Origin of the sequence: Paraburkholderia azotifigens, from assembly GCF_007995085.1 — a bacterium.
Taxonomy (GTDB): Bacteria; Pseudomonadota; Gammaproteobacteria; order Burkholderiales; family Burkholderiaceae; genus Paraburkholderia; species Paraburkholderia azotifigens.
Window position 1 is genome coordinate 2,673,219 of record NZ_VOQS01000003.1, and the last position, 17,561, is coordinate 2,690,779.

16 protein-coding genes are annotated in these 17,561 nt (G+C 64.7%); 14 read left to right on the top strand and 2 right to left on the bottom strand.

What is annotated here, in order from left to right; genetic code table 11:
• Positions 1 to 202: 202 nt before the first annotated feature.
• From FRZ40_RS29230 to FRZ40_RS29240, 4 genes are all read left to right on the top strand, one after another.
• Positions 203 to 1,327, top strand: a complete 1,125-nt coding sequence (locus FRZ40_RS29230; protein ID WP_028369357.1) for an extracellular solute-binding protein — start codon at positions 203 to 205, stop codon at positions 1,325 to 1,327.
• Positions 1,327 to 3,135 (top strand): GGDEF domain-containing protein, encoded by a 1,809-nt coding sequence (locus FRZ40_RS29235; protein WP_147236427.1) that lies wholly within the window; start codon positions 1,327 to 1,329, stop codon positions 3,133 to 3,135. Before FRZ40_RS29230 ends, FRZ40_RS29235 begins: the two co-directional genes overlap by 1 nt.
• A gap of 78 nt (positions 3,136 to 3,213) precedes the next feature.
• Positions 3,214 to 3,387 (top strand): hypothetical protein, encoded by a 174-nt coding sequence (locus FRZ40_RS44505; RefSeq protein ID WP_167528694.1) that lies wholly within the window; start codon positions 3,214 to 3,216, stop codon positions 3,385 to 3,387.
• A gap of 164 nt (positions 3,388 to 3,551) precedes the next feature.
• Positions 3,552 to 4,616: a hypothetical protein gene (locus FRZ40_RS29240; protein ID WP_147236428.1), complete on the top strand. Its 1,065-nt coding sequence runs from the start codon at positions 3,552 to 3,554 to the stop codon at positions 4,614 to 4,616.
• 86 nt (positions 4,617 to 4,702) lie between these two features.
• On the opposite strand, the gene FRZ40_RS29245 is transcribed toward FRZ40_RS29240, so the two are convergent.
• The gene (locus tag FRZ40_RS29245; RefSeq protein WP_147236429.1) at positions 4,703 to 5,890 is read right to left on the bottom strand and encodes an acyltransferase family protein; all 1,188 of its coding nucleotides are present in this window, start codon (positions 5,888 to 5,890) and stop codon (positions 4,703 to 4,705) included.
• Between the two features lie 372 nt (positions 5,891 to 6,262).
• Between FRZ40_RS29245 and FRZ40_RS29250 the strand changes: the two genes are divergently transcribed.
• From FRZ40_RS29250 to FRZ40_RS29300, 9 genes are all read left to right on the top strand, one after another.
• The gene (locus FRZ40_RS29250; protein ID WP_147236430.1) at positions 6,263 to 7,654 is read left to right on the top strand and encodes a GH1 family beta-glucosidase; all 1,392 of its coding nucleotides are present in this window, start codon (positions 6,263 to 6,265) and stop codon (positions 7,652 to 7,654) included.
• A gap of 93 nt (positions 7,655 to 7,747) precedes the next feature.
• The gene (locus FRZ40_RS29255) at positions 7,748 to 8,992 is read left to right on the top strand and encodes an ABC transporter substrate-binding protein (protein ID WP_028369352.1); all 1,245 of its coding nucleotides are present in this window, start codon (positions 7,748 to 7,750) and stop codon (positions 8,990 to 8,992) included.
• Between the two features lie 6 nt (positions 8,993 to 8,998).
• On the top strand, positions 8,999 to 9,967 hold the full coding sequence (locus tag FRZ40_RS29260; RefSeq protein WP_147236431.1) for a carbohydrate ABC transporter permease: 969 nt from the start codon (positions 8,999 to 9,001) through the stop codon (positions 9,965 to 9,967).
• Positions 9,967 to 10,887 carry a carbohydrate ABC transporter permease gene (locus FRZ40_RS29265; protein ID WP_147236432.1) on the top strand — a complete coding sequence of 307 codons (921 nt, stop codon included), beginning with the start codon at positions 9,967 to 9,969 and terminating at the stop codon, positions 10,885 to 10,887. Before FRZ40_RS29260 ends, FRZ40_RS29265 begins: the two co-directional genes overlap by 1 nt.
• A 30-nt stretch (positions 10,888 to 10,917) precedes the next feature.
• The gene (locus FRZ40_RS29270) at positions 10,918 to 12,009 is read left to right on the top strand and encodes an ABC transporter ATP-binding protein (RefSeq protein WP_147236433.1); all 1,092 of its coding nucleotides are present in this window, start codon (positions 10,918 to 10,920) and stop codon (positions 12,007 to 12,009) included.
• 36 nt (positions 12,010 to 12,045) lie between these two features.
• Entirely contained in the window at positions 12,046 to 13,077 is a 1,032-nt protein-coding gene (locus FRZ40_RS29275; RefSeq protein WP_147236434.1) for a LacI family DNA-binding transcriptional regulator, read from the top strand.
• An 871-nt stretch (positions 13,078 to 13,948) separates the two neighbouring features.
• On the top strand, positions 13,949 to 15,397 hold the full coding sequence (locus FRZ40_RS29290; RefSeq protein WP_147236437.1) for an NAD-dependent succinate-semialdehyde dehydrogenase: 1,449 nt from the start codon (positions 13,949 to 13,951) through the stop codon (positions 15,395 to 15,397).
• A 461-nt stretch (positions 15,398 to 15,858) separates the two neighbouring features.
• Positions 15,859 to 16,350 carry a hypothetical protein gene (locus tag FRZ40_RS29295; protein WP_147236438.1) on the top strand — a complete coding sequence of 164 codons (492 nt, stop codon included), beginning with the start codon at positions 15,859 to 15,861 and terminating at the stop codon, positions 16,348 to 16,350.
• Positions 16,351 to 16,385: 35 nt separating this feature from the next.
• Positions 16,386 to 16,802, top strand: coding sequence for a DUF302 domain-containing protein (locus tag FRZ40_RS29300; RefSeq protein WP_028367809.1), 417 nt, complete (start codon positions 16,386 to 16,388; stop codon positions 16,800 to 16,802).
• Positions 16,803 to 16,841: 39 nt separating this feature from the next.
• On the opposite strand, the gene FRZ40_RS29305 is transcribed toward FRZ40_RS29300, so the two are convergent.
• Positions 16,842 to 17,375 (bottom strand): TlpA family protein disulfide reductase, encoded by a 534-nt coding sequence (locus FRZ40_RS29305; protein WP_147236439.1) that lies wholly within the window; start codon positions 17,373 to 17,375, stop codon positions 16,842 to 16,844.
• Here FRZ40_RS29305 and FRZ40_RS44150 point away from each other — a divergent pair.
• Entirely contained in the window at positions 17,374 to 17,514 is a 141-nt protein-coding gene (locus FRZ40_RS44150) for a hypothetical protein (RefSeq protein WP_155995615.1), read from the top strand. The genes FRZ40_RS29305 and FRZ40_RS44150 overlap by 2 nt on opposite strands.
• Positions 17,515 to 17,561: the final 47 nt, after the last annotated feature.

Below are 17,561 nucleotides of genomic sequence, written 5' to 3' on the forward strand. Positions count from 1 at the left end.
GCGATTCGGCTAGACTGCTGTTCCTTCTCCTGAAGAAAAACGTCGCGCGTTATTCGCAAGCGGCCGAACACTGTTTTCCCTCGCATGTGCCCGCTGGTGCCGTACCGTTTCGAGCGCGTCTGCAGACGCGCTGCGAGCCGATGCTGCCCCTCGCGTGCGCGTTGAAATGCATTGAAGTCGGATCGCAACAAGGACAGACGAAATGCGGTGGTGCTACTCATATGCATGTGTCTGGCGGCGGGGCAGCGTTGCCCGCATCGCGCGAGCGGTTGTTCGAGCGGTTGTTCGTCCGAAGCGCTTACTTGACTCAGTCATCCTTTTTCTCGGCTGCTGCATGTTGGTTGCCCATGCGCCGGCCGCGGAGAACGTGCTGCGTGTGCTCGCATGGCCGGGCTATGCCGATGCCGACGTCGTGAAAGGTTTCGAGGACCGCTATCACGCGAAAGTCGAAGTCACGCTGGTCGATTCCGACGAGGCGCTGTGGGACAAGATGCATCAGGGCACGCAGCCGCAGTTCGACGTGCTGGCGGCCAACACGGCTGAAATCCAGCGCTACGCGCACGACAATCTGCTCGCGCCGCTCGACCTCGCGAGCCTGCCGAACACGAAGCGCCAGTTGCCGCGCTTCCGCGCGCTGTCGTCGATCGACGGACTCACGCAACACGGCGCCGTCTACGCGATTCCGTTCACCTACTCGACGATGGGCCTGATCTACGACCGCAAGCAGGTCAGCGTCGCGCCGCATTCGATGAACGAACTGTGGAACCCGCGCTATCGCGGCAAGGTGCTCGACTACAACAGCGCGCAGCACAACTTCTCGTTCACGGCGCTCGCGCTCGGCTATCCGGATCCGTTCCAGCTGAACAACGCGCAGATCCAGACGATCGCGCGCAAGCTGATCGATCTGCGGCGCAATCTGCTGACCTACTACAACCTGCCCGAAGAAGCCGCGGCGTTTTTCGTTCAGCACAAGGTCGCGCTGATGTTCGGCAACTACGGCACGCAGCAACTCGAACTGCTGCGCCGCGCGGGGGCCGATGTCGGCTATGTGATTCCCGACGAAGGCGTGCTCGCATGGCTCGACTGCTGGTCGATGACGAGCGCGGCGGCAAACCGCCCGCTTGCGCTCGCGTGGATCAACTACATGCTCGAGCCTGACGTCAGCCGCCTGCTCACGCAACGTCAGGGGCTCGCGAACACGCTGACGGAGCCGCCCGAAAGCACGGGCAAGAGCCATATTCTGTGGACCGAACCCGTCGAGAACATCCAGAAGCGCGAGGCGCTCTGGAGCCGCATCGTCTCGGGCGACCGGCCGGAGCGTTTCTGATGATGCGTCCCGGACTCACGTTCAAGCTCTCCGTGCTGCTCGCGCTGATCGGCGTGCTCGCGTCGGGCACGACGGGGTATTACGCCTATCGCGCGAACCGGACCATGCTGGTGCACGAAGCGGAGCGCAGTCTGCTTACGTCGACGGAACTGCTCGGGCAGCGCTTCACGGTCGCGATCAACGACATTGCCGCGGACGCACTCGTGCTGTCGACGATGCCTTCGGCGGCGAGCGTCGCGGTGAGCGACGACGGCACATCGCCCGGCAACGCGATGCGCGACCGGCTCGCGCAGGTGTTCGCAAGCTTCATCGCGCAGCATCCCGAGTATCTGCAGGTGCGCCTTATTGCGCGCAATCTCTACGGGCTTGAACTGATCCGTATCGACCGCGAACCGGGCGGCCCGGTGCGCGTGCAGGAAAGCGCGCTGCAGGAGAAACGCCAGTTTGCGTACGTGTTCGAGACGCTCGCGCTGCCGCCGGGGCGCGTCTACATTTCGCCCATCGCCGTCAATCACGAACATGGCGCGCACGCGGCCGAGGGCAAGCCGACGCTGCGGGTCGGCACGCCTGTCGCCGATGCGCGCGGCGAAGTGGTTGGCGTGGTCGTGATCGACGTCGATCTCGCGAGTCTGCTGAGGCTCTCGCAAGCCGATCTGCCGACCGACTATCAGGTCTATCTCGCGAACGAGTGGGGCGACTTCCTCGTGCATCCCGACCCGTCGCAGACTTTCGGTTTCGACAAGGGCCGGCGCGTGTTCATGCAGGACAGCTTCGCGGCGACAAAGCCTCTCTTCGAGCAGTCGGCCCAGCCCGTGCTGCTGAATGGCCTCACGCAGCCGAACGAGGCGGCCGGCCATGTGCTCGCGTTCGTGCGCCGGCCGTTCGGCCAGTCGCAGGGCAATCGCTTTCTCGTGATCGGTCTCGCGAAGCCGCTGCACGACGTGCTCGTCGGCGCGAACATGCTCGGCAACAGCATCGTGCGGATGGTGCTGATCTTCAGCGCGTTCGCGATCCTGCTGGCCATTCTGTTCGCACGCGCGTTGACGCGTCCGTTGCATACGCTCGCCGACGCCGCCACGCACTTTTTCTCCGAGCACACGATGGACGCGCTGCCCGTGCGGCGCACCGACGAGATCGGCGTGCTTGCGCGCGGCTTCGAGCGCATGCGCGGCGAGATCGGCGTGCAGATGGACGAGCTGCGCAGCAAGCAGCACGAACTGACGCATCTCGCGAGCCACGACGGGCTGACGGGATTGCCCAACCGGATGCTGTTCATGCAGAAGCTGGAGGAAGCGATCGACCGGGCGCGCGCGAACGGCGCGCGGCTCGCCGTGCTGTTCATCGACCTGAACCGCTTCAAGCAGATCAACGATCAATACGGCCACTCCGTGGGCGACGACGTGCTCGCGATCGTCGCGCGCCGTCTGCAGGAAGTGCTGCATCCGGGCGACGTCGTGGCGCGCCTGGGCGGCGACGAATTCATCGTGCTCGTGAAGGGCGAGCGTTCCGCCGAAGCCGCGCCCGCGATCGCCGCGCGCATCGTGCGGACGATCGACGACGAACTGCTGATCGGCGATCAGCCGATGGCCGTCGGCGCGAGCATCGGCATCAGCCAGTTCCCGGCCGACGGCGACTCCGCCGAGGCACTGCTGCTCAACGCGGATGCCGCGATGTATGCGGCGAAATCGGGTGGTTCGGGCGCATGGCTGTCGTACCGCGAGCTGATCGACCTGCAGCGTGCGCGGGCGGGACGCGAAGCGCAGCGCCACGCCGAACCCGCCGCCGATGGCGCGGACGTGATCGTATAAGCGCCGGACAAAGATTCGTTTTCCGCGCGGCACGGTTCTCGCAAAAACCTTGCACGTCAAAGCGGAAAGGAGAATCCGATGACCTTGGCCATTTATCTGATCGGCTGGCTGATTTTCATTGGCGGCGTGTCGTGGGCTCTCGTCAGCATGCACGTCGCGCAGCATTACGTCGCGATCGTCGCCGTAATCCTGCTTGGCATCGGCGTGGTCACGGGCGCGACCCGTGCGCGCGGCCGCGCCCGCTCCTCATAGCGAGCGAACCGACAGCGGCGAGGTCACGGCGTCAGGCAGTTTTTGCCTGCCGCTGTGACATTTCTCGACATAGTTTATGAACTGACCTCGCGGGCCGTTTCTTCTACGATTCATTCCGTCGCCACGCTGCATCAGCAAGTGGCCCGAACCGTGAAGGAACTGCCGTGAAAACCCGCTCGCATCTCTTCTCTTCGTTTTCTGGTCTGCTGAATCGTACGTCGGCATCCGCCGCACGCGGCGTCTCACGCCGTCTTGCGCTGGCTGCGGCAGCCACGGTGATCGGCGCCAGCGCGTCGCTCGTCAGCGTGCCCGCGTGGGCCGGCTGGTACGGGCACGGCACGGCGTACACGTCGCGTGGCGAATACAGCGGCGCACATGGCGGTTACTGCAGCGGCGGCACCTGCAATCACGCAGGCGGCGTCGCCGGCCCCGAGGGCCGCGTCGCGACCAACTCCGGCAGCGTCACGCGTACGGCGCCCGGCCAGTTCTCCAACACGGGCACGGCGTACGGTCCGAACGGCCGCTCGGTTCAGCATTCGGGCGACACCAGCTGCGCAGGCGGCACCTGCTCGCACACGGGATCGATGACGGGCTCGGACGGCAAGACGGCGTCGACGTCCGGCGAAGTGACGCGCAACGGCGCGGGTCAATACTCGTCGTCGGGCACGGTGACGGGCGGCAACGGCACCAGCTACAACCACTCGGCATCGACGAACTGCGCGGGCTATACGTGCTCGCGTTCGGGCACGGTGACGGGCGGCAACGGTGGCACGGTCACGCATTCGGGCAGCGCGACGAGCGTCGCACCGGGCGTCGTCGTCACGTCGGGCAGCGCGACGGGCACGCACGGCAACACCGTGACAACGAGCGGTACGGTCGTCCATGGCGGTGCGGTGACGACGGGCGGAACCACGGTCGTGGCGGGCAGCACGACGACGGTCGGCGCAGCCGTGGTGGTGCCGCCTCCCGTCGTGGTGCCGCCGCCCACGTCCACCGTGGTCGTCGCTGCGCCTGTACCCGTGCCCGCGCCCGTCGTCGTCGCTCCGCCGCCGGCCGCCGTGGTGGTCGCGCCGGCCCCCGTCGTCGTGCCGCCGCCCCCGGCGCATGTCGTGGTCGTCGCTCCGCCGCCGCCCCCGCATGTCGTGTATGTCGCGCCGAAGCCGCGTCCGCTGGTTCTGATTCCGGGGCACTGGGTGGGCCGCGTGTGGGTTCCGGCGCACTGGGTCTGAAACAGAAAGTAGATCAGGCAGCAAAAGACAAACGGCGCATGAAGCGCCGTTTGTCTTTGTTCAAAAGCAAGCGATGCTGTTCGAACTCAGCCGGGCTTCATGCCGGGCCCGACGGTCACGGAGGGATCGACGGCATCCGTGACAACGGCTGCGGGCGCAAGCGGCTTGCTGCGAAAACGCCTGCGGATGCGGCGGCGCATCGGCTCTTCGAAATACGTGAAAACGACCACGCTCAACAGCAGCGTGAAGGTGAGCGGAATCCATCCGTTGTTCACGCGGAAGCCCGCGAGCCACGCGAGATACGCGAGCGGCACGTGAATCAGGAACAGCGCATAGCTCGCTTCGCCGAAACGCACCAGCCAGCGCTGATTCAGTATGCCGACCACGGGCCGTTCGAGGAGCGCGAGGCCCAGAATCAGCGTCGCGAAGAACGGGCTTTGCGGATAGAACACGGGCGACACCGGCTGCCACAGCGCGAGGATGATCAGCACGGCGACGGAGCACGTCACCAGCGCGATGCCGCGACGGTGCATCGACACGCCGCGTCCGCGCAACGCCTGAAACGCCAGCGCCGCGCCGATGCCCAGCATGAATTCGGCGATCCGGCACAGCGGCAGCGCACCCGCAAGGAAGTGACTGCGCGACGCGGGAAACACGGCCATGAAGAACACGATCATCAGGCCTTGCGCGATCCAGATGCCGACCAGCGTGGCGGCGAGCGTCGCTGCGCGCATCTTCACGAAGCGGGCGAGGATCAGCGGGAAGAGCGCATAGAAAAACGCCTCGCACGACACGCTCGATGCCGGTCCATTCCACGGCTGGTTGATCGCGGCGAACGGGAACCACGCGGTGATCAGCAGCACCTGGCAGACGAAGCTCACCACCAGCGACAGATTGATCGCGGACTTCAGCGCGAACCATTTGAGCAGCAGCACGTCGTTGTGCGAGATGACGAGGTACGCGGTGGTGATCGACGCAATGCCGAGTGCGAGCAGGATGTTCGGATAGATGCGGGCGACGCGCGCCACGTAGAAGTTGTGCGGACTCTGCGTCGCGAGTTCGTCGCGATAGGTGTACGTGAGGATGAAGCCCGACAGCACGAAGAAAAGCGATACGGCCGAGCGTCCGCCGTCGACGAAATTGAAGAACGAAACGGGCGTGTTGAGCAGGTCGAGTTCGCGGTAGTGCGAGAGGACGACTGTCAGCGCCGCGAGAAAGCGGATGCTCGTCAGCGCAGGAACGATGCCGTTGGCCTGGGTGGTCGTCGCTCGCATTGGACTCTCACTCTTAAGAGGATGCGCCAAAGTTCTCGCATCGATCAGTTCAGTTTAACGGCCGGACAACCCCTTCTTTCCGGTCGAACCCTGAGTCGTCGGAAAAAAACGAGACATTGGCCGAGCGCCCCCCGGTGTGCGTTGTGCGCGAGCACCAGCTGCACGTCACGAGCGTTCGACATATCCGCTGCATGCGCTTCGCATGGCCGCTCTAGACAGGCTTCGGCCGATCCAGACAAACCCTGATTGCTGCGCCAAAAGGGCCGCTGATATCGTGCGCAGGTCGTGTGGAAGCGCTTCCACTCCCGGCTTCCATCCCGTCCGACCGATACGCTCGCCCGCGTATCAGCCCATCCCGCGAGAGGAGGTTCCGTGGCATACGATGCAGTGGCACCCGGCAGCCGTCAGCAAACCGATCCGTTCACGCCTTCCGCCGATTCGGTGCTGTGGCGCAAGGATTTTCTGCTCGGCGCGGCGACGGCCTCGTATCAGATCGAAGGCGCGGTCAACGAAGACGGCCGCCTGCCGTCGATCTGGGACACCTTCTCGGCGACGCCCGGCAAGGTGCTCGCGGGCGACACGGGCGCCGTGGCCTGCGATCACTATCACCGCTGGGAAAGCGATCTCGATCTGCTAACGCGTCTGAACTTCGAGGCATACCGTCTTTCCGTCGCGTGGCCGCGCGTGATGGACGAAGCCGGGCGTCCCAACCGCAAGGGTCTCGACTTTTACAGGCGGCTGCTGGGCAGGCTCAAGGACAAGGGCTTGCAGACCTTCGTCACGCTGTATCACTGGGACTTGCCCCAGCATCTGGAACATCGCGGCGGCTGGCTCAATCGCGAGACCGTCTATCGTTTCGCCGACTACGCGGACCTGATGAGCCGCGAACTGGCGGGCCACGTCGATGCGTGGATGACGCTCAACGAGCCGTGGTGCTCCGCGTTCCTCGGCTACGGCAACGGGCATCATGCACCGGGCCTCGCGAACGTTCGTTACGCGACGCAGGCGATGCATCATCTGCTGCTCGCGCATGGCGAGTCGACGCGTGTGCTGCGCGCAAACGATCCGTCGTCGATGAAAGGCATCGTCGCGAACGTGGGGCGCGGCACGGCGGCGTCGTCGGGCGAAGCCGACCGGCGCGCCGCGCATCTGTTCGAGGTGCAGCACAATGCATGGATTCTCGACCCGCTGCTCAAGGGCGACTATCCCGCCGACCTGTGGGAACTGTGGCCGGGCGCGGAGCCGCTCGTGCTCGAAGGCGATATGCAGACGATCGCCGCGCCGCTGGATTTCCTCGGCATCAATTATTATTTCCGCACCAATGTGAAGAGCGACGGCGCGCATGGTTTCGTGGATGCGCCGCTGCCCGATGTCGAACGCACGCAGATGGGCTGGGAAGTGAATCCGGATGGCCTGCGCGATCTGCTGACGGCCTTTCATCGCACCTACCCGAACCTGCCGCCCATCTACATCACGGAGAACGGCATGGCGTCGGACGACAAGGTGCAGGATGGCCGCGTCGACGACGCGCAGCGCATTTCGTTTCTGAAGCGGCATCTCGCCGCCGTCGATCAGGCCGTCAAGCAGGGCGTCGATATCCGCGGCTACTTCGTGTGGTCGCTGCTCGACAACTTCGAGTGGGCCTTCGGCTATGAGCGGCGCTTCGGCGTCGTGCATGTCGATTACGGCACGCAGCAGCGCACCGTGAAGCGCAGCGGCGAGCTGATCGCGCAGTTCATCGAGGCGCGCAGCAGCAAGGACTGAAAAGGCGGACCGACAGGCGAACTGACACGCAGTCAACATAAGCTGGCATGCAGTCGAGCCGATAAATCGGGCATCGAGCCCGAAGGAGACGGAATGAACAGCAGAAAACAGTGGGCGTTGAAAAGCGGTATCGCACTGGCGTTGGCCATCACGGGCGTCGTCGCGCACGCCGAGCCGCTGAAGGCCAATGTGATTCACTGGTGGACGTCGGGCGGCGAATCGGCGGCCATCCGGCAGTTCGCCGACGCGTACAACCAGGCGGGCGGCCAGTGGGTCGACAACGCCGTGGCGGGCGCGGACCAGGCGCGTGCGACCGCGATCAACCGCATTGTCGGCGGCGATCCGCCCACGGCTGCGCAGTTCAACACGTCGAAGCAGTTTCACGACCTGATCGATCAGGGCCTGCTCAATAACGTCGATAGCGTCGCCACGAATGAGAACTGGGCGGGCATCTTCCCGCAATCGATACTCGACAGCATCAAGGTCAACGGCCATTACTACGCGGCGCCCGTCGACATCCACATGCCCGCCTGGTTCTTCTATTCGAAGCCGGTGTTCGCGAAGGCGGGCATTGCAGGCGACCCGAAGAGCTTCGACGAATTTCTCGCCGACCTCGACAAGCTGAAGAAGGCCGGCGTGATCCCGCTCGCGCTCGGCGGCCAGCCGTGGCAGGAGAAGATCACGTTCGACGCCGTGTTCGCCGACGTCGGCGGGCAGGATCTCTATCTGAAGGTGTATCGCGACCGCGACGCAAACGCGGTGAAATCCGATGCGTTCAAGAAGGTGCTCGCGTCGTTCAAGAAGCTGCACGACTACGTCGATCCCGGTTCGCCCGGACGCAACTGGAACGACGCGACGGCGCTGGTGATTTCCGGCAAGGCGGGTGTGCAGATCATGGGCGACTGGGCGAAGGGCGAGTTTTCGGCGGCGAAGCAGACGCCCGGCAAGGACTTCGGCTGCTTCCCGGGGTTCGGGCCGCACTCGCCGTATCTCGTCGCGGGCGACGTGTTCGTGTTTCCGAAGACCGACAACGCGAACGCAATCAAGGCGCAGAACCTGTTGGCGAGCGTGATGACCTCGCCGCAGGCGCAGGTCGCGTTCAGCGCGAAGAAAGGCTCGATTCCGATCCGGCCGGACATCGACGCGAACCAGCTCGACGTTTGCGCGAAGGAGGGCATCGCGATCATGAAGGATAAGTCGCGCCAGCTGCCCAACCCGGAAATGCTGTTGTCGCCTGACATGCAGGGCGCGTTGACGGACGTCATCACGAACTTCTGGAACAGGAACCAGTCGGTCGACGATGCACAGAAGGCCTTTGCCAGCGCACTCAAAGGCTGACGCACGATGGGGACGCTCAAGTCGCACGCGTTGCCTGACATGACGGCCGGGTCGGACGCATCGGCACGCAACGTTGCGAAGGCGCGCGCGCGTCCCTTGCGCAAGCGCTGGTCGCTCGCCGCGTGGATCGCGTTGATACCGATGATGCTGACAGTGATCTTCGCGTACCTCGGCACGATGCTGTGGACCGCGCGCGTATCGCTCAGCAACTCGCGCACGTTTCCGTCGAACGACTTCGTCGGCTTCACTCAATACGTGCGGCTGTTTCATAACGACCGCTGGCTCGTGTCGCTGCAGCACATCGCGATCTACGGCGTGTGCTTCATCGTCGCGTGTCTCGCGATCGGGATGCTGCTCGCGATCTTCATCGATCAGCGCGTGATGGCGGAAGGCGTGCTGCGCACGGTGTTCCTGTATCCGTATGCGATGTCGTTCGTTGCTACGGGCCTCGTCTGGCAATGGATTCTCAATCCCGAACTCGGCGCGCAGTCGCTGCTGCACAAGATGGGCTTCGCGCATGCGCGCTTCGACTGGATCGTCGATCAGGACTGGGTGATCTATACGATCGTGATCGCCACCGTGTGGCAGGCCTCGGGCCTTGTGATGGCGGTGATGCTGGCGGGCCTGCGCGGCATCGACGACGAGCTGTGGAAAGCCGCGCGCATCGACGGCATTGCGCGCTGGCGCGTGTATCTGAGCATCGTGATTCCGATGCTTGGCCCCTCGATCTCGACGGCCTTCGTGCTGCTGTTCGTCGCCGTCGTCAAACTGTTCGACGCCGTCGTCGCGATGACGCAAGGCGGTCCGGGCACGGCGAGCGAGGTGCCCGCGAAGTTCATCATGGACTATCTGTTCGGGCGCGCGAACATCGGGCTGGCATCGGCGGCTTCGATCGTGCTGCTGGCCACCGTGCTTGCGATTCTCGCGCCGTTTCTCTATGCGCGCAGCCGCAACGCGTCGCGCAAGGAGGTGTGATGAGCACGACGCTGGAACCTTCCGGTCACGCGCCGCGTCAGCGCGAGCGCCGGCAGCATGCGCGAAGGAAGCGCTTTTCGCCGTCGCGTCTCGGCATCTACGGTTTTCTGATCATCGCCGCGCTGTTCTTCCTGTTGCCGCTCTACGTGATGCTCGTCACATCCGTGAAGCCGATGAGCGAGATACGTCTGGGCAATCTGCTCGCGCTGCCGATGCACGTCACGCTGGCACCCTGGGCCGACGCGTGGCAGTCGGCGTGCACGGGACTCGATTGCAACGGCATCCGCGTGGGCTTCTGGAACTCGGTGCGCATCGTCGTGCCGAGCACGGTGTTCTCCATCGTGATCGGTGCGATCAACGGCTATGCGCTGTCGTTCTGGCGGCCGCGCGGCGCGGGTCTGTTCTTCGGCGTGCTGCTGCTCGGCGCGTTCATTCCGTATCAGGTGATGATCTATCCGATGGTCCGCGTGCTTGCCGCCGTGCATCTGTTCAGCTCGCTGCCCGGCATCGTGATCATTCATACGATATTCGGCATGCCCGTGATGACGCTGCTGTTCCGCAACTACTACGCGGGCATTCCGCTCGAGCTGTTCAAGGCGGCGCGCATCGACGGCGGCGGATTCTGGCGCATCTTCTTCCAGCTGATGCTGCCGATGTCGCTGCCCATCATCGTCGTCGCGATGATCCTGCAGGTGACGAACATCTGGAACGACTACCTGCTTGGCCTCGTGTTCGCGGGCACGCGCAATCTGCCGATGACGGTGCAGCTGAACAACATCATCAACACGACGACGGGCGAGAAGATCTACAACGTCAACATGGCGGCGACGATTCTGACGTCCGTCGTGCCGCTCGCCGTGTACTTCATTTCGGGCCGCTGGTTCGTGCGCGGCATCGCGTCGGGCGCGGTGAAGGGCTGAAGGGTCGCCAAGGGACGCTGAAGGAACGACATGGCAACGAACATGGCAAACGTCGCGGTCCGCGACCTGAAGATCCAGCTGGGCGCGAACACGGTGATCGACGCGCTCGATCTCGACGTGCGGGCGGGTGAATTCGTCGTGCTGCTCGGTCCGTCGGGCTGCGGCAAGTCGACGCTGCTGCACAGCATCGCGGGTTTGATCGACGTGACGGAAGGCAGCATCGAGATCGGCGGCGAGGACATGACGTGGGCCGATCCGAAGGACCGGCGCATCGCGCTCGTATTTCAGTCGTATGCGCTGTATCCGACGATGAGCGTCGAGCGCAATCTGTCGTTCGCATTGCGCGTCAACGGCACGCCGAAGGCGGAGATCGAGCGGCGCGTCGCGCGCGCGTCCGACATGCTGCAACTCGGTCCGCTGCTCAAGCGCAAGCCCGCGCAACTGTCGGGCGGGCAGCGGCAGCGCGTGGCGATCGGACGCGCGATCGTCCGCGAAGCCGATGTGTTTCTGTTCGACGAGCCGCTATCGAATCTCGATGCGAAGCTGCGCACGGAACTGCGCCGCGAACTCAAGCAGTTGCATCAGCAACTCGGCGCAACGATGATCTACGTCACACACGATCAGGTTGAGGCGATGACGCTCGCCACGCGCATGGCCGTGATGAAGAGCGGCGTGATCCAGCAGTTCGGCACGCCCGCCGAGGTGTATGCAAGGCCCGCGAACCTGTTCGTCGCGACCTTTCTCGGCTCTCCGGCGATGAACCTGCTGAACGGCACGCTGCTTGCGCAGCGCGACGGCGTGCGCTTCACGGGTGCGAATCTCGACCTCGATGTTTCGTCGTATCCGTTCGCCGCGCCGCCTGAAAGCGGCAAGCCGTGCGTGCTCGGCGTGCGGCCCGAAGACGTGCGCGTGCGGATCGGCGCGGACCCGAATCAGCGTGGGCAGGTGTCGCTGATCGAACCAATGGGCAACCACCGGGTTATCTGGCTCGATTATCATGGCACTCAGATAGCGTCGATCGATCAGGAGAAAACGCCCGTCGCCGTTGGCGATTCCGTGGCGTTCGCGATCGACGGCGCGCATGTATCGCTGTTCGACGAGGCGGGCGGGGCGCGCCTCTGAACGGCAGGCGCAACATTACAAGCGGACGGAGACACCGTGGCGACCCTCAAAGATGTGGCGGAGCTGGCGGGCGTGGGGCTCTCGACGGCCTCGCGCGCCATTTCGGGCAAAGGACCCGTATCGGCCGAAGCAGCCGCGCGCGTGAAGGCCGCGATCGCCGAACTCAACTTCCGGCCGTCGTCGATTGGCCGCGCGATGGCCACACAGCAACTCGGCATCATCGGCCTGTTCGTGCCGACGTTCTTCGGCTCGTACTACGGCACGATTCTCAAGCAGACCGATCTCGAGTTGCGCTCGGTGCATCGGCATGTGGTGGTGGCGACGGGCTGCGGCGAGTCGACGCCGCGCGAGCAGGCGCTGGAGGCCGTGCGCTTTCTGATCGGACGCGACTGCGATGGCGTCGTCGTGATCAGTCACGATCTGCATGACGGAGACCTTGACGAGCTGCATCGGCTGCACCCGAAGATGGTGTTCCTCAATCGCGCGTTCGACGCGCTGCCCGATGCATCGTTTTGCGCGGACCATCGGCGCGGCGGCGAGCTGGCGGCCGCGACGCTGCTCGAACATGGGCATCGGCAGCTCGCCGTGATTTCGGGGCCGTACACGGCGTCGGACAACGTGGAGCGGCTCGACGGCTTCTTCGACGAACTCGCGCGTCACGGCATTGCACGCGATACGGTGCCGTTGATCGAATCGGATTTTTCGCCCGAAGGCGGGTATGCGGCGACGTGTCAGCTGCTCGAATCGAAGGTGCCGTTCACGGGGCTCTTCTGCGCCAACGACACGATGGCCGTCAGCGCGTTGGCGCGCTTCCAGCAGCTTGGCATTTCGGTGCCGGGCGATGTGTCGGTGATCGGCTACGACGATGACTATTCGGCGGCGTACTCGGCGCCTGCGTTGACATCCGTCCATATACCGACTGCGGAGCTGACGCAGAACGCGGTGCGCTGGCTCATCAACCAGTGCTACGGGACGAAGTGGGAGATTTTCCGTGAGTTCCCGGTGACGGTGTCGATGCGGGCGTCGGTGGGGCGGCCCTTACGTTCTTTGCCGGCGCAAAGAACGTAAGCAAAAGAAAGCCGCTCGCACTTGTTCGCTGGCATCCGCGAATTCGTATCGGTGCTGCAAGCGTTGCCCCTGTGCGGGGCGGCACTTACTTTCTTTGCCGCCGCAAAGAAAGTAAGCAAAGAAAGCGGGCTAACCCCGCCAATTCTTCTTCCTGCCTTCGGGCCCCCAACGGGTCCCGCACTCCACACGGCATCGCACCGTCTCACGCCCGTTGCCAGCGTGCTAACTCACGCCTCACCCGCTTCACAATCCCGCGTCGCGAATTGCGTTACCAGGAAGTCCACCGCCGCCCAGGTGGCAAACGGTGTGTAGGCTGTCGCGACGGAAATGCACCACTCCGGACTGAAAAGCGGGATCGGTGTCGTAAGAGCGCGAACGCGTAAGGTGCGACACCCTACACACCGTTTGCCACCTGGGCGGCGCAGACGGATCGCTGCCGTTGGCTGGGCTACGGGTGAGTGGAGAGGGTGATGCGCCTGTTCAAGGCGCTGGCAACATGCGTGGAAAAGTGCGATGCCGTGTGGAGTGCGGGACCGGTCGGGGGCCCGCAGGCAACTACCAGAACTGGCGGGGTTAGCCCGCTTTCTTTGCTTACTTTCTTTGCGGCGGCAAAGAAAGTAAGTGCCGCCCCGCACAGGGGCAACGCCTGAAGCACCGATGCGAATTCGCGGATGCCAGCACTGCACTGTTCACAACCCAAAACCGCATACGCCATCGCGCGCCAAAACCGCCCCTGCCAGCGAACCGCCCCCCACGCCGCCCAGGCGCAACTCCGCAGGAAAGGATTCCAACAATCAGCTAAGATCAACGTCTCCCGAGCCATTCCAGGGCGCGCGCAGCGCAGAACAGAACCTTCACAAGGAAACAGAGCATGGTCACATCCAGCACCTACACCGACACCCGCCTGTTGATCAACAACGAGTGGTGCGACGCCGCCAGCGGCAAGACCCTCGACGTCGTCAATCCCGCGACGGGCAAGCCGATCGGCAAGGTCGCGCACGCGGGCAAGGCCGATCTGGACCGCGCGCTGGAAGCGGCACAGAAGGGCTTCGAAGCGTGGCGCAAGGTGCCCGCCAACGAACGCGCCACGACCATGCGCAAGGCGGCCGGCTTCGTGCGCGAGCGCGCCGATCACATCGCGCGCCTCATGACGCAGGAGCAAGGCAAACCGTTCGCCGAAGCGCGTATCGAAGTGCTGTCGGCCGCCGACATCATCGAATGGTTCGCCGACGAAGGCCGCCGCGTCTATGGCCGCGTCGTCCCGTCGCGCAACCTGAACGCGCAATCGCTCGTCATCAAGGAGCCCATCGGCCCCGTCGCCGCCTTCACGCCGTGGAATTTCCCGGTGAACCAGGTCGTGCGCAAGCTGAGCGCCGCGCTCGCGAGCGGCTGCTCGTTCCTCGTCAAGGCGCCCGAAGAAACGCCCGCGTCGCCCGCTCAACTGCTGCAGGCCTTCGTCGATGCAGGCGTGCCCGCCGGCGCGGTCGGCCTCGTGTTCGGCGACCCCGCTGAGATCTCCAGCTATCTGATCCCGCATCCCGTCATCCGCAAGGTCACGTTCACGGGCTCGACGCCCGTCGGCAAGCAGCTCGCCGCGCTCGCGGGCCAGCACATGAAGCGCGCGACGATGGAACTCGGCGGCCACGCGCCCGTGATCGTCGCTGAAGACGCCGACGTCGCGCTCGCCGTCAAGGCAGCAGGCGGCGCGAAGTTCCGCAACGCGGGCCAGGTGTGCATCTCGCCGACGCGTTTCCTCGTGCACAACAGCATCCGCGAAGAATTTGCCGCAGCGCTCGTCAAGCATGCGGAAGGCCTGAAAGTCGGCGACGGCCTCGCCGAAGGCACGCAGCTCGGGCCGCTCGCGAACGCGCGCCGTCTGACGGCCATGGCGAACATCATCGACAACGCGCGCAGCTCGGGCGCAAAGATCGCGACGGGCGGCGAGCGCATCGGCTCGGAAGGCAACTTCTTCGCGCCGACCGTGTTGACGGACGTGCCGCTCGAAGCCGACGTGTTCAACAACGAACCGTTCGGCCCGATCGCGGCAATCCGCGGCTTCGACAAGCTCGAAGACGCAATCGCCGAAGCGAACCGCCTGCCGTTCGGCCTCGCGGGCTACGCGTTCACGAAGTCGTTCCGCAACGTGCACCTGCTGTCGCAGAACCTCGAAGTCGGCATGCTGTGGATCAACCAGCCCGCCACGCCGACGCCGGAAATGCCGTTCGGCGGCGTGAAGGATTCGGGCTACGGCTCGGAAGGCGGACCGGAGGCGATGGAAGCCTACCTCGTGACGAAGGCCGTCACGGTGATGGCGGTTTAACGCAGCTTTTTAACGCCGCTGTTTAACGCCGCTGTCTGACGCGCGCAGACACGTCTGCGAAATCTGTAGACAAACCGCCCGCCGCCATGGCGGGCGTTTTTTTCGCCAGGCCGCGAGCGCGCGAAGCAGCGCGTCGCCGGACGAAACGAAAGCTGTTGGTAAAACTCCCGATTGGTAGCGCCGCTCCGCGCTTCTAGCATGGCGATCGATGTGGGTGCCCGCGCATCCTTTTGCTCATACCGTTGCCGCGTTTTCAAACGCGACGAACCGGGCCCGTTCTACTACTCACCGCATTGCCCGCTGCATCCCGGCGCATGCAGCAATCCTCGGCTTCGCCCATGCCGCGCACGTGACAAGAACAACGAGAACGCACGACGCCGCCTGCATCCGACGCGCGAGACCCGCGGACATCACCGCGCCCGAGCGTCGTTCATCACGTCACGCGTTACTGGAGAGTTTCGATGATCTTTCATGCGTCCATTCCCACGCAAAATCCCGAGCGCGTCGCGCGCACCCTTGCCGAAGTATGGGGCGGTTTCGCCGCGCCGTTTTCGCCTTTCGAAGGCGCGTGGATGGCGGTAGCAGGCGACGATCGCGGCACGATCATCGAGACTTATCCGAGCAACCTGACGCTCACGCCCGGCGACTCGCGCGAGCCGCTTGCGTCGATGGCCGGCCCGCGCGCGCAATACAGCGGCTTCCATATGGCCGTCGCGTCGCCGCTGTCGGCGGGCGAGGTGATCGCGATCGGCGAGCGCGAAGGCTGGCGCGCCGTGCGCTGCACGCGCGGCAACAATTTCTTCGACGTGATCGAGCTGTGGATCGAAAACAGCACGCTGATCGAAGTGCTGACGCCCGAGATGCAGGCGCAATACCTCGGCTTCGCGACGCCGGAGAATTTCCGCGCGCTGGCCGAACAGGCAGCTTCCGCTTCTGTTGCTGCGGCGCAATGACTACACTGCGGTGAATGCGTCCACGGGAGTCCGCGATGAAAGCCGCTGCATCATTTCCCTCGTCGGTTTCGACGTTCAAGAGCGAGCACGGCTTTTCGATCACGGTCGCGCGGCTGCGCGGCCTGCTCGCCGACAAGGGCATGACGATCTTCGTCGATATCGACCAGGCCGATGCCGCCGCGCAGGTGGGCATGACGCTGCGTCCGATGCGGCTGATCGTGTTCGGCAACCCGAAGGGCGGCACGCCCGTCATGCAGGCCAATGCGTGCGCCGGCCTGCTGCTGCCGCTCAAAGCGCTCGTCTGGGAAGACGACGCGCGCGTCACGTGGCTCGCGATTGACGACGTGACGGGCGCGCTCGTCGACGGCTATGGGCTGGAGGCATCGCTCGTCGAGCCGCTCGCAAAAGCGAAGGCCCTCGTGCAGATGGCGGCCGCGCGCGATCCCGTGTGAGCCGGCGTCGGCTGATCCACCCGTGCGATACGCAAGCGTTCAGTGATCGACGGAACTCGCGGCGATCGCCGTCGCGAGTAGGGCTTCGAGCCTCGAAGGATCGGCGAGTCCCGTGATCGAGCCGACCTTGCGCCCGTTGCCGTCGTAGACGACCGTGAACGGCACCGCGCCGCGCGTATCGCCTTCGCGCAGCATCGCCGCGATTCCGCCCATGCCCGCGAGATAGAGCGGGTAATTCATCCCATAGTCATGCGCAAACGCGCGCACGGCAGGCGCTTCATCGAGCGCGACGCCGACGAACTGCGCCTTGCCGCGATACGCATTCTGCAACGCGACGAACGCGGGCACTTCGGTGCGGCACGGTCCGCACCACGGCGCCCAGAAGTTGACGACGAGCGGCCGTCCGCGATAACGATCGAGCGATTCGAGCTTGCCGTCGAGCGGCTGCAACTGCGTCTGATAGATGGCGGCAGGCGCAGCGGGTGCGGCGGCGAGCGCGGGGACATTCGTGCAGGCGAACACGGTGGCGATACACGCGCCGATCTTGCCGGGCGTCGACGAAAGGGGCTTCATGTCTGACGAAACCTTCATGGGCGGACTCGAAAAGCGTCGAGCTTACGAATCGGATCACGCGCGGCGAATGCTCGCGCGGATCGAATTCCTGCTCGATCGGCTCATCGCACGCGGACATTCGAGCGCAATGCCGCAATGATCCGATCGGGCATCTTGTCGAGCCTTTGCGGCATTCGCGCGCAGGGA

Bases quoted from the DNA above. Each gene is read 5' to 3' on its own strand.
- FRZ40_RS29230 (WP_028369357.1), top strand. From the start codon at position 203: ATGCGGTGGTGCTACTCATATGCATGTGTCTGGCGGCGGGGCAGCGTT.
- FRZ40_RS29235 (WP_147236427.1), top strand. From the start codon at position 1,327: ATGATGCGTCCCGGACTCACGTTCAAGCTCTCCGTGCTGCTCGCGCTG.
- FRZ40_RS44505 (WP_167528694.1), top strand. From the start codon at position 3,214: ATGACCTTGGCCATTTATCTGATCGGCTGGCTGATTTTCATTGGCGGC.
- FRZ40_RS29245 (WP_147236429.1), bottom strand. From the start codon at position 5,890: ATGCGAGCGACGACCACCCAGGCCAACGGCATCGTTCCTGCGCTGACG.
- FRZ40_RS29255 (WP_028369352.1), top strand. From the start codon at position 7,748: ATGAACAGCAGAAAACAGTGGGCGTTGAAAAGCGGTATCGCACTGGCG.
- FRZ40_RS29260 (WP_147236431.1), top strand. From the start codon at position 8,999: ATGGGGACGCTCAAGTCGCACGCGTTGCCTGACATGACGGCCGGGTCG.
- FRZ40_RS29265 (WP_147236432.1), top strand. From the start codon at position 9,967: ATGAGCACGACGCTGGAACCTTCCGGTCACGCGCCGCGTCAGCGCGAG.
- FRZ40_RS29270 (WP_147236433.1), top strand. From the start codon at position 10,918: ATGGCAACGAACATGGCAAACGTCGCGGTCCGCGACCTGAAGATCCAG.
- FRZ40_RS29290 (WP_147236437.1), top strand. From the start codon at position 13,949: ATGGTCACATCCAGCACCTACACCGACACCCGCCTGTTGATCAACAAC.
- FRZ40_RS29295 (WP_147236438.1), top strand. From the start codon at position 15,859: ATGATCTTTCATGCGTCCATTCCCACGCAAAATCCCGAGCGCGTCGCG.
- FRZ40_RS29300 (WP_028367809.1), top strand. From the start codon at position 16,386: ATGAAAGCCGCTGCATCATTTCCCTCGTCGGTTTCGACGTTCAAGAGC.
- FRZ40_RS44150 (WP_155995615.1), top strand. From the start codon at position 17,374: ATGTCTGACGAAACCTTCATGGGCGGACTCGAAAAGCGTCGAGCTTAC.
- FRZ40_RS29305 (WP_147236439.1), bottom strand. From the start codon at position 17,375: ATGAAGCCCCTTTCGTCGACGCCCGGCAAGATCGGCGCGTGTATCGCC.